This window comes from Mycobacterium sp. NGS41 (assembly GCF_059812725.1).
In genome coordinates this window covers 85,481-99,966 of record NZ_JCALDF010000019.1, presented here as the reverse complement: position 1 = coordinate 99,966, position 14,486 = coordinate 85,481, and the positions used below count along the sequence as shown (strand labels likewise).

General features: G+C 64.5%; 13 protein-coding genes and 1 pseudogene. 7 read left to right on the top strand and 7 right to left on the bottom strand.

Annotated features, from left to right (window positions below):
- Positions 1–257: 257 nt before the first annotated feature.
- Positions 258–2,597, bottom strand: a complete 2,340-nt coding sequence (gene pcrA / locus AC5Y21_RS17605; protein ID WP_499914107.1) for a DNA helicase PcrA — start codon at positions 2,595–2,597, stop codon at positions 258–260.
- Positions 2,598–2,797: 200 nt separating this feature from the next.
- Between pcrA and AC5Y21_RS17600 the strand changes: the two genes are divergently transcribed.
- The 4 genes from AC5Y21_RS17600 (at position 2,798) to AC5Y21_RS17585 (ending at position 7,057) form a co-directional block, all read left to right on the top strand.
- Positions 2,798–3,112 (top strand): chorismate mutase, encoded by a 315-nt coding sequence (locus AC5Y21_RS17600; RefSeq protein WP_499914105.1) that lies wholly within the window; start codon positions 2,798–2,800, stop codon positions 3,110–3,112.
- Positions 3,113–3,275: 163 nt separating this feature from the next.
- Positions 3,276–4,940 (top strand): glucose-6-phosphate isomerase, encoded by a 1,665-nt coding sequence (pgi, locus tag AC5Y21_RS17595; protein WP_499914104.1) that lies wholly within the window; start codon positions 3,276–3,278, stop codon positions 4,938–4,940.
- Between the two features lie 129 nt (positions 4,941–5,069).
- Positions 5,070–5,387 (top strand): hypothetical protein, encoded by a 318-nt coding sequence (locus tag AC5Y21_RS17590; RefSeq protein ID WP_499914103.1) that lies wholly within the window; start codon positions 5,070–5,072, stop codon positions 5,385–5,387.
- A gap of 185 nt (positions 5,388–5,572) precedes the next feature.
- Complete coding sequence (locus AC5Y21_RS17585) at positions 5,573–7,057, top strand: protein kinase domain-containing protein (protein WP_499914102.1); 1,485 nt, start codon at positions 5,573–5,575, stop codon at positions 7,055–7,057.
- A gap of 22 nt (positions 7,058–7,079) precedes the next feature.
- Here the strand turns inward: AC5Y21_RS17585 and AC5Y21_RS17580 are convergent, their stop codons facing one another.
- Positions 7,080–7,661 (bottom strand): TetR/AcrR family transcriptional regulator, encoded by a 582-nt coding sequence (locus AC5Y21_RS17580; RefSeq protein WP_499914120.1) that lies wholly within the window; start codon positions 7,659–7,661, stop codon positions 7,080–7,082.
- 101 nt (positions 7,662–7,762) lie between these two features.
- Between AC5Y21_RS17580 and AC5Y21_RS17575 the strand changes: the two genes are divergently transcribed.
- Positions 7,763–9,094, top strand: a complete 1,332-nt coding sequence (locus tag AC5Y21_RS17575) for an oxygenase MpaB family protein (RefSeq protein WP_499914100.1) — start codon at positions 7,763–7,765, stop codon at positions 9,092–9,094.
- An 80-nt stretch (positions 9,095–9,174) separates the two neighbouring features.
- On the opposite strand, the gene AC5Y21_RS17570 is transcribed toward AC5Y21_RS17575, so the two are convergent.
- From AC5Y21_RS17570 to cobF, 5 genes and pseudogenes are all read right to left on the bottom strand, one after another.
- Positions 9,175–9,924, bottom strand: a complete 750-nt coding sequence (locus tag AC5Y21_RS17570; protein ID WP_499914098.1) for an SDR family oxidoreductase — start codon at positions 9,922–9,924, stop codon at positions 9,175–9,177.
- Positions 9,925–9,969: 45 nt separating this feature from the next.
- Entirely contained in the window at positions 9,970–10,224 is a 255-nt protein-coding gene (locus AC5Y21_RS17565; protein ID WP_499914118.1) for a DUF732 domain-containing protein, read from the bottom strand.
- Between the two features lie 218 nt (positions 10,225–10,442).
- On the bottom strand, positions 10,443–10,946 hold the full coding sequence (locus AC5Y21_RS17560) for a zinc finger domain-containing protein (RefSeq protein ID WP_499914116.1): 504 nt from the start codon (positions 10,944–10,946) through the stop codon (positions 10,443–10,445).
- A 123-nt stretch (positions 10,947–11,069) separates the two neighbouring features.
- Positions 11,070–11,315: pseudogene (locus AC5Y21_RS17555) on the bottom strand (DNA-formamidopyrimidine glycosylase family protein); the annotation flags it as partial.
- Between the two features lie 36 nt (positions 11,316–11,351).
- Entirely contained in the window at positions 11,352–12,098 is a 747-nt protein-coding gene (gene cobF, locus AC5Y21_RS17550) for a precorrin-6A synthase (deacetylating) (RefSeq protein ID WP_499914097.1), read from the bottom strand.
- A 131-nt stretch (positions 12,099–12,229) separates the two neighbouring features.
- Here cobF and AC5Y21_RS17545 point away from each other — a divergent pair, with 131 nt between their 5' ends.
- Positions 12,230–13,135, top strand: coding sequence for an AurF N-oxygenase family protein (locus tag AC5Y21_RS17545; RefSeq protein WP_499914095.1), 906 nt, complete (start codon positions 12,230–12,232; stop codon positions 13,133–13,135).
- 272 nt (positions 13,136–13,407) lie between these two features.
- Positions 13,408–14,400 carry a DUF4873 domain-containing protein gene (locus AC5Y21_RS17540; RefSeq protein ID WP_499914115.1) on the top strand — a complete coding sequence of 331 codons (993 nt, stop codon included), beginning with the start codon at positions 13,408–13,410 and terminating at the stop codon, positions 14,398–14,400.
- Positions 14,401–14,486 lie beyond the last annotated feature (86 nt).

Here is a 14,486-nt window from a genome sequence, read left to right as displayed (position 1 = left end):
CCCGATTTTCCGCCCAGGACTCACACCGAAAGCCCAGGATTCACGCTCAACGCCCTAGGCGCACAGTCAACTTCGCGGGCTCACACCGAAAGCCCAGGATTCACGCTCAACGCGCCAGGCGCACAATCAACTTCGCGGGCTCACACCGAAAGCCCAGGATTCACGCTCAACGCCCCAGGCGCACAATCAACGCCCTAGGCGCGCAATCAACCACCGCGGACGAGATTGACCGCTCGGGTATTCGCTCGTTCCCAACGTCAGAGCTTGCTGACCGGGGCATGGTTGTGCATCAGCTTGACCCGCCCCGCGCTGCCGAAGTCGATCAGAGACATCGCCGATTCGCCGACACCGGAAACTTCCTCGACGCGGCCCAGGCCGTACTTGTCGTGAGTCACCCGATCACCAGGCCCCAGAACCAGCAGCGGGCGCTTGCTTCCCGAGCGTGCCGGCGACGGGCGCGGGGCACCGAACCGGCCGGCACCGCTTACCGGCGCACTGAACGACGACTTCGGCGCGGTGCGCCGCCAGTCGATGAGCTGCTGCGGAATTTCCCGCAGAAATCGAGACTCCGGGTTGAGCATCGGCTGTCCCCACGAGGACCGGACGATCGCGCGGCTCAAATACAGCCGCTGCCGCGCCCGGGTGATGCCGACGTAGGCCAGCCGCCGCTCCTCCGACAGCTCGGTCGGGTCGTCCAGCGCCCTCATGTGCGGGAACATCCCGTCCTCCCAGCCGGTGACGAATACGACCGGGAACTCCAGACCCTTGGCGGTGTGAAGTGTCATCAACGTGACCACACCGGCACCGTGCTCGGGGATCTCGTCGCTGTCGGCCACCAGCGACACCCGTTCCAGGAACGCCGCCAGCACACCGGTGTCCGGCACGTCTTCGTCTTCGGGCGGGCGGTCGGATTCCAGCGCGGCGGCGTTCGCTTCGTCGATGGTGAATTCATGTGCGACGCTTACGAGTTCGTTGAGGTTGTCCAGCCGGGCCAGCTCCTGCGGGTCGGTAGACGACTCCAACTCTCTGCGATAGCCGGTCCGTTCCAGCACCGACTCCACCAGATCGCCCAGGTCGTCATCGAGGCGACCGCGAAGTTCGTCGAGCATCTCGACGAAACCGGTGATGGCCTTCTCCGCGCGGCTGTTGAGCATCGGAACCTTGCCGGCGGCCGCTGCCACCAGCGCATCGGCGAACGTAGCGCCGGTACTCTCCGCGTACACCGCCACACAGGCTTCGGCGCGGTCACCGATGCCGCGGCGCGGGGTGTTGAGGATGCGCCGCATGCTCACCGCGTCACCGGGATTGTCCAGCACCCGCAGGTAGGCGACGATGTCGCGGATCTCCTTACGCTCGTAAAAGCGCACTCCCCCAACGACTTTGTACGGAATACCGGAGCGGATGAAGACTTCTTCCAGCGACCGCGACGAGTTATTGGTGCGGTAGAAGACGGCGACGTCGTTGTAGGTGATATCACCGCGTTCGGCTAACGTGTCGATTTCCTGCGCGACGAACCTTGCCTCGTCGTGCTCGTTGTCCGCGACATAGCCGACGATCAACTCCCCCTCACCGGCATCGGTCCACAGCCGCTTCTCACGCCGACCCGCGTTGCGGGCGATCACCGAGTTGGCCGCCGACAGGATGTTCTGCGTCGAGCGGTAATTCTGTTCCAGCAGAATCGTTTTGGCATCCGGGTAGTCGCGCTCGAAGTCTTCGATGTTGCGAATGGTGGCACCGCGGAACGCATAGATCGACTGGTCGGCATCGCCGACGACGCACAACTCCGCCGGCGGCACCCCGTCGGCTGACAGTCCTGCGGAATCGTCCGAGCCGCGGCCCACCAACTCGCGCACCAGCACATATTGCGCATGGTTGGTGTCCTGGTATTCGTCGACCAGGACATGCCGGAAGCGCCGCCGGTAGTACTGCGCGATCTGCGGAAAGGTCTGCAGCACCGCGACGGTCTCGCTGATGAGGTCGTCGAAGTCCAGCGCGTTGGCCGCCCGCAGCCGCCGCTGGTATTCGCCGTAGACGGACGCGACGGTGCGGGCCAGGTCGTCTGAGTCGTCCGACAACGCCGACACCGCCCGGTGCGGGTCGATCAACTCGTTCTTCAAGTTGGAGATGGCGTTGGCCAGCAGCCGGGGCGAATACCGCTTGATGTCCAGGCCCATGTCGCGGCCGATCATCTGCAGCAGACGCCGCGAATCATCGGCGTCATAGATAGAGAAGTTGGAGTTCAGGCCCTCGATCAACGATGCCTGGCTGCGCAGGATTCGCACGCAGCTCGAGTGGAACGTGGACACCCACATGTACCGGGCCCGGTTGCCGACCAGCCGGATTACCCGTTCGCGCATCTCGGCGGCGGCCTTGTTGGTGAAGGTGATGGCCAGAATCTGCCCGACCCCGACTTCGCGGGCCGCAATGAGGTACGCAATGCGCCGCGTCAACACCGCCGTCTTACCCGATCCCGCGCCCGCGACGATCAGCAGCGGCGAACCCTCATGCACCACCGCCTGGCGCTGTTGCGGGTTAAGGCCTTCGAGCAGTCGATCCGCCTCTGGGACTTGGTTCGGGGCCGTTGCGTGCACACTCATGTCTGTCCAAACTTACCGCCGCGGTAGGACACCTTTGCGCCGGTGGGGCCCTTGGTGGCACACTCAGTTCGTGCTCCACACACAGCGTCGTTTTTTCTATGGGTACCGGCCAGCGGTGCCCGTGGTTTAGCTGCTGTCGCAGAGCCCCGTGGTCCGCTTCGGATTCGGGGCTCGATTCTTGTGGGAGGTCCTGACGCCGAATGAGACCAGAACCCCTACAACACAACAACGCGGAGTCAGCAGAAATGAACGCAGAGACAATCCAAGCCCCCGAGTCCGACATCGACGAGTTGCGCCATGAGATCGACCGGCTGGACGCCGAGATCCTTGCCGCGGTCAAGCGGCGCGCCGAAGTATCCCAGGCAATCGGCAGGGCGCGCATGGCATCCGGTGGCACCCGCCTGGTGCACAGCCGCGAGATGAAAGTGATCGAGCGCTACAGCGAACTCGGTCCCGACGGCAAGGACCTGGCGATGCTGCTCTTGCGATTGGGACGCGGCCGGCTCGGTCACTGAACGCGCAATTGCGGGCTGTGAACACCACCTACCAGCGAGAACTGGGTACCGGCCAAACCGGGGATTAGGGTCGAAGCATGACCCGCATCGGCGACGATGCAGTGGGGGCACCCCCAGTCGCGCAGCGGCGAGGGGAATGAAGCGATGAGGAGGAGCGCCGCTGATGACTGCCGTGCAATCAATCCCTGACATCACCGCCACGCCGGCATGGGACGCTCTGCGCAGACATCACGAAAAGGTCGGACAAACGCACCTACGGCAGCTGTTCGCCGACGATCCCGATCGCGGCCGTGAGCTCACCCTCACGGTCGGCGACCTCTACATCGACTACAGCAAACACCGCGTCACCCGCGAGACGCTGCGGCTGCTGGTTGATCTGGCTAGAGCCGCCAACCTCGAAGAGCGCCGCGACGCGATGTTCTCCGGCGTCCACATCAACACCTCGGAAGACCGGGCGGTCCTGCACACCGCGCTGCGGCTGCCCCGCGACGCCGAGCTGGTTGTCGACGGCCAGAACGTCGTCGAGGATGTTCACGCAGTCCTAGACGCGATGGGTGACTTCACCGACCGGTTGCGCAGCGGCGAATGGACCGGGGCCACCGGCAAGCGCATCAGCACTGTCGTCAACATCGGCATCGGCGGTTCAGATTTAGGCCCGGTGATGGCGTACCAGGCGCTGCGTCACTACGCCGACGCCGGGATTTCGGCGCGGTTCGTCTCCAACGTCGACCCTGCCGACCTGATCGCGGAGCTTGCCGACTTAGACCCTGCCACAACACTTTTCATTGTTGCTTCCAAAACGTTCTCGACACTGGAGACGATAACCAACGCCACCGCCGCGCGTCGCTGGCTGACCGACGCCTTGGGTGACGCGGCGGTGTCCAAACATTTCGCCGCCGTCTCCACCAACAAGCGTCTGGTCGACGACTTCGGTATCAACACCGACAACATGTTCGGCTTCTGGGATTGGGTCGGCGGACGCTACTCGGTCGATTCGGCGATCGGGCTGTCGCTCATGGCCGTCATCGGCCGGGAGGCCTTCGCCGACTTCCTGTCCGGATTCCACATCGTCGACGAGCACTTCCGGACGGCCCCGCTGGAATCGAATGCTCCTGCGTTGCTTGGCCTTATCGGCCTGTGGTACTCCAACTTCTTCGATGCGCAGTCCCGCGCGGTGTTGCCGTACTCGAACGATTTGGCGCGTTTCGCGGCTTATCTTCAGCAGCTGACCATGGAGTCCAACGGAAAGTCGACACGGGCCGACGGCAAGCCGGTGAGCACCGATACCGGCGAAATCTTCTGGGGCGAACCGGGAACCAACGGGCAGCACGCCTTCTATCAGTTGCTGCATCAAGGGACCCGGTTGGTGCCGGCGGACTTCATCGGCTTCAGTCAGCCGTTGGACGACCTGCCCACCGTCGAGGGCACCGGCAGCATGCACGACCTGTTGATGAGCAACTTCTTCGCCCAGACCCAGGTGCTGGCGTTCGGCAAAACCGCCGAGGAGATCGCCGACGAGGGCACCCCGGACGACGTGGTGCCGCACAAGGTGATGCCTGGCAACCGGCCGTCGACCGCGATTCTGGCAAACCACCTTACGCCGTCGGTGCTGGGCCAATTGATCGCGCTCTACGAACATCAGGTCTTCACCGAGGGCGTGATCTGGGGCATCGACTCGTTCGACCAGTGGGGTGTGGAGCTGGGCAAGACGCAGGCCAAGGCGCTGATTCCAGTGATCACCGGTGATGAGTCGCCGGAAAAGCAGTCGGACAGCTCGACCGACGCCCTGATTCGTCGTTACCGAAGCGAACGGGGTCGCGCGGGCTGAGTAAGGTCAGCCGCGAGGTCGCAGGCCTCGTTTTGGATACCTCATTCGTGTGCCGGTGCTATTTTGAATGACCCCGAGCACAGACATCCTCCGAGCTCGGCGCGACAGAGAGTTCTTGGGAGGAATTAAATGAAGAAGATCGCACTGGCAGCACTGGGGATCGTCGCGCTGGCCTTGGCGTCGCCGGCTAATGCCGATACTGCCCACTACCTTCAGTGCATAAAGCACAGCACGATGGCCGGGGTGTCGTTCCCGTTTGATGACAACACCGCGGTGCAGATCGGCATTGAGGCCTACCACGCAACCGGCGGACCTCCCCAGACGCCTGCGAAAGTCAACCCAGAGATCACCGTCCTCATGCAGAAGTACAACCTGAATGAGGCTCAGGCGAACGCAATTGCGCAATGCGTGACATATAGCAGCGACAACGCGCCGGATGGTGTGTGACGAAAGCTCATCGTGGTCGTCGTGTGACCGCAATCGACGACGACGTCAAAAACGCGATCGACATTGGATATGGCCGCGGCGGCGACGAACTATTGCAAAACGCCAATAATTGCCGGTTGACCTCGTAATACTTATGGCCATCTTCGTATTTCGGTCGGTCGACGGCGACCGCAGGGGAGGCAAGGATGGCTGGCCCGGTGGATGAGGTGATGTTCGGGCGTTATCGGCTGATGTCGTTGATCGGCGAGGGCGGCATGGGCAAGGTCTATAAAGCCCACGACACGGCGATCGACCGCGACGTCGCCGTCAAAGTGCTGCCCAGCGAGCTGGGCGCCGAGCCCGGGTATCGGGAGCGGTTTCGCCGTGAAGCCCATACCGCCGCACGTTTGAGCGAGCCGCACATCGTCCCGATCTACGACACCGGTGAGATCGACGGTCAGCTCTATCTGGTGATGCCGGTGATCGGCGGTGTAGACCTGCAGGCTCTGCTGAAACGCGACGGACCGATGAACCCCCAGCGCGCCGTCCACGTCATCGAGCAACTCGCGGCCGCCCTGGATGCCGCCCATGCCGTCGGGCTGGTGCACCGCGACGTCAAGCCATCCAACGCGCTGGTGACCGCGCGTGATTTCGTCTACCTGATTGATTTCGGAATCGCTCACAATGCATCGGCCAGCAAGCTGACGAACACCGGCATGCTCGTGGGAACCATGGCCTATATGGCCCCGGAGCGCTTCATTGGCGGGACTGCCGATGCCCGCAGTGATGTCTATGCGTTGGCGTGTGTGTTGCAAGAATGCTTGACCGGTCATCAGCCGTACCCGGGTAAGAGTATGGAGCAACAGATCGCCGGGCATTTGACGATGGACCCGCCCCGGCCCAGTGCGCAGCGTGCCGAAGTACCGGTGGCGTTTGACGAGGTGATCGCGACCGGTATGGCCAAAGACCCCGAGAAGCGGTACCAAACTGCTCATGATCTGGCCACCGCGGGTCAGCAGGCACTGGCTAGTAGGCCATCGGTCGTCACGCAATCCGCGCCCACGCTGGCGGCAATGCGCCCGCCGGCGCCACCACCGATACCGCCCGACCGTTTCCAACCGCTGGTCGGCCCGCCGCCGCCGGCGAGCAGACCGAAGTCATCGAAGGCCCCGATATGGGCCGCCGCAATCCTGGTGGCTGTCGCCCTGACGACTGTGGTCGTCGTTCTCGCGGTAGTCCTCAACATGCCCTCCAAGGGCGGTACCGCAGCGACCCACTCTCCCACCTATTCCACCTATCCCTCCGCTCCCACCTATTCGTCTTTTCCTGCACCGACGGCTACGCCCACCCCCACCTATCGGACGACACAGCCCCCGGTGGTGGTGCCGCCGACCACCAACCCTCCGGCTCCGGACCTTTACATCGCCATCGCCAGCTCGCCGCCGGACGGATGGGGTTGGGCACAGTCCAGCACCTCAATGGACGCGGCCAAGTCTGCGGCGATCGCGAAATGCAGTGAGGTGAACAAGAACTGCTCGTTGCGGGCTTGGGCTACAAACGGCTGTGTCGCGCTGGTGACGGGCAACGGATTTCTTCAGGGCGGATACGGATCGACCTTGGCTGCAGCCGAGCAAGACGCCCTGACTAAAAACCACGGCGGAAGAGTCTTGAAGTCAGTGTGCACATCCTGAAAGAGGTTGCGCCAGCAGCAATCTAGGCGCCGACAGGTCGGCCCGTCAGCTCGGAGCCGAGTCGACGGACGAAGGTGCGCAGCCGCTCCTGGGAAGCGGTCCGGGGATCACTGAGATGCAGCTGCAGCAATTCGCGACCGGCCGCATGCAGGATCCGCGCGGTGTACTCCGGCTCATGCAGCGCGGGATTGTGGCGCAGCAGTTCCCTGACAAAGAACTTGAGCACGACGGCTTGCGACTGCGCCAGGCGGGCATACAACTCCGGCGGAGCGCCCTGCGGCGGAAACAAGAACAGCCGCCAGGTAGCGGGGTGGGCGTCGACAGCGGCCAGCACACCGTCGAACGCGAGCACCAGAGACTGATCGTCGGCGGCAGCATCCAATCCGGAGATCGCCTCGGCGAACTGCGCGCCGGCCCGTGCCGCCTCACGGTCGATCAGTTCGACGAACAGGCCCGCCAAGTCGCCGAACTTCTGATAGATCAACGATCGATCGATGCCGGCAGCCTCGGCGATGCGGTTCGGGGTTGCCGCGTGGAATCCCTCGGCGTCGACGATCGCGTGTGTGACGTCGAGAATCTGTTCGCGACGCCCCTCGGCGGTCATGCGCCGCTTCGGATTGTCCCTGGCCGACCGCGTCACGCTTGACAGCATAACTAACACCTTGTGAGTATTACTCACTAAGTGTTAGTTAGCGGGAGGTTGTGATGGTCACGTACTACCCCGAACTCGCGCGGCGAGTCCGAAGCCAGCGCGATCTGCAGCCCGACCTCTACGGGGACTTCGACTTCGACCAGCAACCCGATCGCCTGGCCACGGAGCCCGACGTCGACTCCGCCCTGCCCACCTGGGTCGCCGACCGCGCGCCGATCCTGGAGGACGACCGCGTCATGGAATTGATCAGCACGGCCACCCTGCTTGGCGACGTCGTCGCCGATCCCTATGCGGCACTGATGAACTCGCACAGCGTCGCGCACCTGATCGAGATGCTCAAGACGGCGTGCCGCGAGGGAATCGAGGCGGTGCCCGACGCGCCTCCCGAGCTGGTGACATTCATCGCCGCCATGGAGGCCGCCCCGGAGTGGATCGACTTCGACCTGGTACGCGAAGGCGCTCGCCAAGAGCGCATTCCCGCGGCGCTGCTGGCCCCCTTCATCACGCGCGGAGCTTTCATCGCGACCTTCACCAACACCTATGCCGCGCTGCCGATGGCCTTGACCGGCGCTCTGTCGGGCAAGCGGGCTGCCCGCCGGGTCAACGAGACGGCCAGCTTCTTCGCCGTCACCACACTGCCCGGCGCGCTGGACCGGTACGGCCCCGGCTTTGAAGCGGCCGCCATGGTCCGGCTGATGCACTCGATGGTCCGCTACAACGCCCTGAAGAAACCGGACAAGATGGGCCGCAGATGGAACACGGCCATCTATGGCATGCCGGTGCCGCAGGTCGACCAGATGCCCGCCGGAATGATCGGCCAGTACCTGCTGGCCCGGAGGGCGCGTCAGCAGGGCCGGTCGAAGTTCACCGCCGAAGAACGTGCTGTCGTCGAATTCGCCAGGTATCGCTGCTTTTTGCTCGGCCTGCCGCAGGAACTCCTGCCCGCCGAACCCGCCGACATCATGCACGTGTTGCACGCCCGCTCGGCACTGCTGCGCGACGGATTCGACGACATCTGCCGCGAACTCGTCAGCGGCACGATGGCGGCCTATCTGCGGCCCAACACCACCCTGTTCGACCGTTGCGCCGAGGCGGTCGAGAAGAGTTTCAGCAAGCTCACCTTCGTCCGCACCTTCTGCGGCGGTGATCGCGACATCGCCGAGGCCATGGGTGTCTCCCTCGGGCCGACGGATCTCATCCGCGTCGCCCTCACCGCGCCCTTCATCATCGGAAGGTTCAACGTCGTGAGCCAGGCCAGTCGCGTTCCCGTGCTTCGGGACATCACTGACGCATACGTCATCGGGCTGCTCAAGCTCCGGCTGGCGACCTACGGCAAACCCGAATTCACCACCGACGCAGCGCATTACACCCCGGCGTCACACTGACTACCGGCGCGAGCGTGCGCAGTTGTACACGGTCGGGCGGCGTGTCGCGTACAAACACGCACGCTCGCGGCAGGAAAGCGTCAAGCGAAGCGCTTGGTCAGCGGCGGTGGCAGCACCCGCATCAGCTGCACCAGCGGCGCCCACGGCCACCACGGCACCGCGGCCCTGCTCGGTTCGCGTTCGATGGCGCCGACGAGTGCTTTGACGCCAGTTTCGTTGTCCACCATCAGCATTGTGCTCTCAGACTTGCCGGTCATCTCCGACTCGATGTAGCCGGGCTCCATCACCGAGACCTTGATCGGGCCTTTGGCATACTCGGCGCGCAGTGATTCGCCCAGGGAGCTCACCCCGGCCTTGCTCGCCGCGTAGGCGGCTTTGACGCCCGGCACCCCCTTGTTGCCGAGCACCGACGAGATGAGCACCAGATGTCCCGATCCACTCTTGTGGAACATCTCCAGCGCGCTCTCGATCTGCACGAGCGCGGATACCAGGTTGGTCTCGATGGTTGCCTTGTTCGCCCACAGCTTGCCGGAGCCCAGCTTGGCGCCCTTACCGATGCCGGCGTTGACGATGACGCGGTCGATGCCGCCCAACTCGTCGGCCAGCTCGGCGAACACCTTGGGCACCTGCTCGTGGTCGTTGACGTCCAGCGCCGCGACGGCGATCTTGACCCCTGGATACTGTTGGGACAGTTCGGTTTTGAGTTCTTCGAGCCGGTCGGTACGACGGGCGCACAGCGCCAGGTCGCGGCCCTTGGCGGCGAACGCGCGGGCCATTCCCGCGCCCAAGCCAGAGCTGGCACCTGTAATGAGAATTTTCTGCCGAGTCACCCGACCATTCCAGCAGACCCGCTGGTCCGCTTGCACCTGACCCTATTACGGGCAGTAGGTCGACTGTGCTAGGTGCACTTGTTGCTGTACCTGCTCCACAGAATGGTTAGGGTTGGCTTTCTGGAGGCCACTGACCACGGCGTCGAATGTATCTCCACGACCCAGGTGGTCACAGACCTTATGCGCATTGTCTAGCGCGTTCGGCGGTTTAAGATGTTCCCCTGGGTAAATTTGCTGGAGGGCAGCAAGATACTGGTCGTCCTGCGCCTGGTCAGCCGTTGCAGGCGCGGCGCCGACCATTCCCGCCGCGGCCAATCCCGCTACGCCAGCGGTGAATACTGCCAACTTCGGCCTTGCCCGTCCCCGACGTCGATCACGTGAAAGCATGGCGTCTCCTTGCTGTTTTCGCATTGCTACTGAGATCTCAGAATTTATTGGGATCGTTCTGTCGGGGATACAGGGATTTCCCTGGAATTCAGCTAGAGAACCTCAGCCGAGGCGACGCTCGTGCAGCGCGATTACTTCAGCAGCCGCGACATGCGCCGGTCGGCCAGCACCTTGCCGCCGGTCTGGCAGGTCGGGCAGTACTGAAAGGACTTGTCCGCAAACGACACCTCACGCACCGTATCGCCGCACACCGGACAGGGCAGCCCGGTGCGTGCGTGCACCCGTAGTCCGGACCGCTTCTCCCCTTTGAGCATCGCGGCACCCTGGCCGACGGACCGGCTTACCGCGTCGGTCAGCACCGAAACCATCGCGTCGTGCAGGGTGGCGAGCTGTTCGTCGGTCAGCTTCGCCGCGGTGGCGAACGGTGAGACCTTCGCGACGTGCAGGATCTCGTCGCTGTACGCATTACCGATCCCGGCGATCACTTTCTGGTCGGTGATGACGGTTTTGATGCGGCCGGTGTTTCCGGCCAATAGCCGGGCCAGGTCGTCGGGGCTGAGCTCCAGCGCGTCCGGGCCCAGCGCGGCGATACCCGGTACCTGCTGCGGGTCTTGAACATCCCGGACGAGCCACACCGCCAGCCGTTTCTGGGTGCCGGCCTCGGTGAGGTCGAAGCCCGGCGCGCTTCCAGGCGTGCCCAGGTGGACGCGCAGCGCGATCGGTCCCTTGCCGGGGCGCAACGGCGCGGGCGCCAACTGGTCGGACCACCGCAACCAGCCCGCCCGCGACAGGTGCGCGATCAACGACAGCTTCCCGACGCGCAGGCCGAGGTACTTACCCCATCGCTCGGCTCCCTCGACCGTCTGCCCGTGCAACGCATTGATCGGCGGGTCGAAGGTCTTCAGCACCGACAGCGCGGCAACATCGACCCGCCCGACGGTCAGACCGACGGCGTGGCGCCGCAAATGGTCAACCAGCGCTTCGATCTCGGGAAGTTCGGGCACGCGACCAGTCTGCCCCACCGCGCCCTTCGGTACCGCTTACGCGGGCGGCGTCCTGACTAGATAGGTGTCCATGATCCAGCCGTGTCGGGCTCGGGCGTCGGCACGAAGCGCTTGGATACGCGTCCCGACTTCGCCGACGGTGCCGTCGACCAGCAGCTCGTCGGCGGTGCCCAGATAGGCACCCCACCAGATCAATGTGTCGGCAGGGCAAACCCGAAAGGAGCAGTCCGCGTCGAGCATCACCACGGCCGAGCCGGCCAGCCCGTGCTCGCGCAGCTGCCTGCCGGTGGTGATCAGCACCGGTTCGCCGACCTCGTTGAGCGGGATGCGGTGCCGGGCCGTCAATGCCTGCACCGCCGTGATGCCCGGAATGACGTCATAGCCGATATCGACTTCGGCGGACACGGTGTCAAGGATGCGCAGTGTGCTGTCGTACAGCGATGGATCACCCCAGGCCAGGAAGGCGCCTACGCCGTCCGGGCCCAGTTCGGCAGTGATGGCCGACGCCCACACCCGGGCCCGGGCCGCGTGCCAGTCGGACACCGCGTGACGGTAGTCGCCGCCAGTAGCCCGGGGCGGGTCGGGGAGCTCGACGAATCGATACCCGGGCTCGCTGATGAACCGCGCGCAGATTTCCCGGCGCAGCGCAACCAGGTCGCTTCTCGTCTCACCCTTGTCCATCGCGAAGAAGACTTGGGTGTCGTTGAGCGCCTCGATGGCCTGGACGGTCAGGTAGTCGGGATCCCCCGCGCCGATGCCGATGACGTGGATGCGCCGACTCACCAGCCAAGCCTATTGCGGTCGGCCGAATCGATACCTCAAACCCCTAGCCGATACCTGCGGTACCGCATACCATAGGTATGACATCGATTGTGATCTGCCCGCACGTCTGACGCACCGAAGGGACGCCAACGATGACCACTGCGGTCAAGCCGGACGGGCCGAGTCGAGACGAGTTCTCCGAACGCCTGCTCAAGGGCTCGGTCAAGAAGTCATACGAGCCGGTCGTCGACATCGACTGGGATGCGCCGCTGGACCCGGACAAGTTCTTTCTGCCGCCTCGGCTGATATCGCTCTACGGGACCCCGATGTGGGACGAGATGACCCGCGAGCAGCGGATCGAACTGTCCCGCCAGGAAATGGTCAACACACTGTCCGCGGGGATCTGGTTCGAGAACATGCTCAACCAGTCGTTGTTGCGCACCATCCTGCACGAGGACCCCACCTCCAAGTCCGTTCATTACAAGCTCACCGAGCTGGGCGACGAGACTCGCCACATGGTGATGTTCGGCAAGGCCATCGAGCGCATGGGCGCCAAGCCGGTACAACCGCGCCGGATCCACCGGATGATCATCAACCTCCTGCCGCTGGTGTTTCAGCGTGGCTCGGCGCTGTGGGTGGCTGCCCTGATCGGTGAGGAAATCTTCGACTCGCTGCAACGGCAGATGATGGACGACCCGGAACTGCAGCCGATGATCCAGCGCCTGATGCGGATTCACGTCACCGAAGAGGCCCGCCACATCCAGTTCGCGCGCGACGGCGCACGCAAGCGGGTGCAGACGATGCCGCGGTTCAACAGGTGGGTGATGGCCAACGTCAACGGGCTCGGCGGCTACTTCTTCCGGTACCTGTTCAACAACCCGATTCCCTACGCGAGGGTGGGTCTGGATGCGGCGCGGGCACGCAAGCTGGCGCGCAGCAGCCCGCACCGGCACGAGGTCCACAAGTCCGGGTTCGCGCCGCTGGCGGCATTTTTGGCCGAGGTGGGACTGCTCGGACCGATCGCGCGCTTCGGGTGGAAGCGGACCAAGTTTCTGTGACGGCCATAGTCGTCGGCGCCGGTGTCATCGGACGGGGCGTAGCGACCGAGCTGCTGACGGCCGGCGTCACCGACTTCGTGGTCCTGGACAAGGCGCCTCAAGTCGGGCGCGACTGGCCGCCGGCGCTGGCCGACCGGCTACGGACCGGCTGCGAAATCGTCGGCTCGGTGTTCGACGACGACACCGACACCTGGACGTTGCGAACCAGCGCCGGCGAGACGTTGCGGGGTCGCGCCGTCATCGCCGCTCACCGACCGCCGTTCCAGCCATGGATACCGGAACTTAACGGGCACAACGACTTTCGGGGAGCGTCGTTCCACGCATCGGACTGGGATCCTGATTTCGATCCAGCCGGCAAGCGCATCGCGATGCTCGGCACGGATGCGGCTGCGGGCTATCACATCGGCCGGCTGAAGGAAGCGCCCGAGCCCTCGAAGGCCTCGGTTACCGTCTTGGCGCACGCACCGCGCTGGGTGGTCACGCACATGACGCCGTGGCTGCCGCTGCGCACCGTCCCGGTCCTGCGCTGGCTGCGCGCCCGCACCGGGCCCCGCAGCGGACCGTCGGTGGTCGACTCGCCGATCCACACTCTGACCCAGGCGGGCATCCGCACCCGCGACGGCGTTGAGCACCGCGTCGACGCCATCGTCTACGGCACCGGGTTCCAGATCCCCGACCGCGTGTCCGACGAGTCGCTGGTCGGAGCCTGCGGTCTGACCATCCGGCAGGCCTGGTACGACGGCATGGAGCCCTACGTGGGGATCGCCGTGCACGGTTTCCCTAACTATTTCTTCATCACCGGGCCCGATATCGGCATGCAGACCCGCTGCGTCGCCCAGTGCGTGGCGCTCCTGGACGGCACCGGTCGGACCCGCATCGAGGTGCTGCGCAGCAGCCAGCAGGTGTTCAACGAGCGCGCCCACCTGGGGCCGGCTCAGGTTCATCGGGCGATCAAGGCGTTCGACCTGACGTCCGGCGCGGCCGACGACGAGGAGACCTACGACGGCGCGGCGACGCTGATCATCGCCGGCGCCGCGCATCAGGTGCGCGTTCGGCTCCGAGGCCACCTCGATCCGATCGACGGCAATTACCACTGGCAGGGCACGGTATTCAGCTCGATACCCGACGACACGCTCAAACAGACGCGGGCGGCGACGCTGACCGTGGGCGAACGCACTGCTCCCGCGCGCATCGTCGAGCAAACACCGTGGGGCACACACTCCATCGCCGGGGTCGGCGCGCCGCCCTACCAGCTGATCTCTTAGCTGTTGACATCCGCGGAATACGGTTAAGCTGCCCCTAACCACACCGGAGGGTTGTCCACAACCTAAGTGGGTAATACACGTTAGTG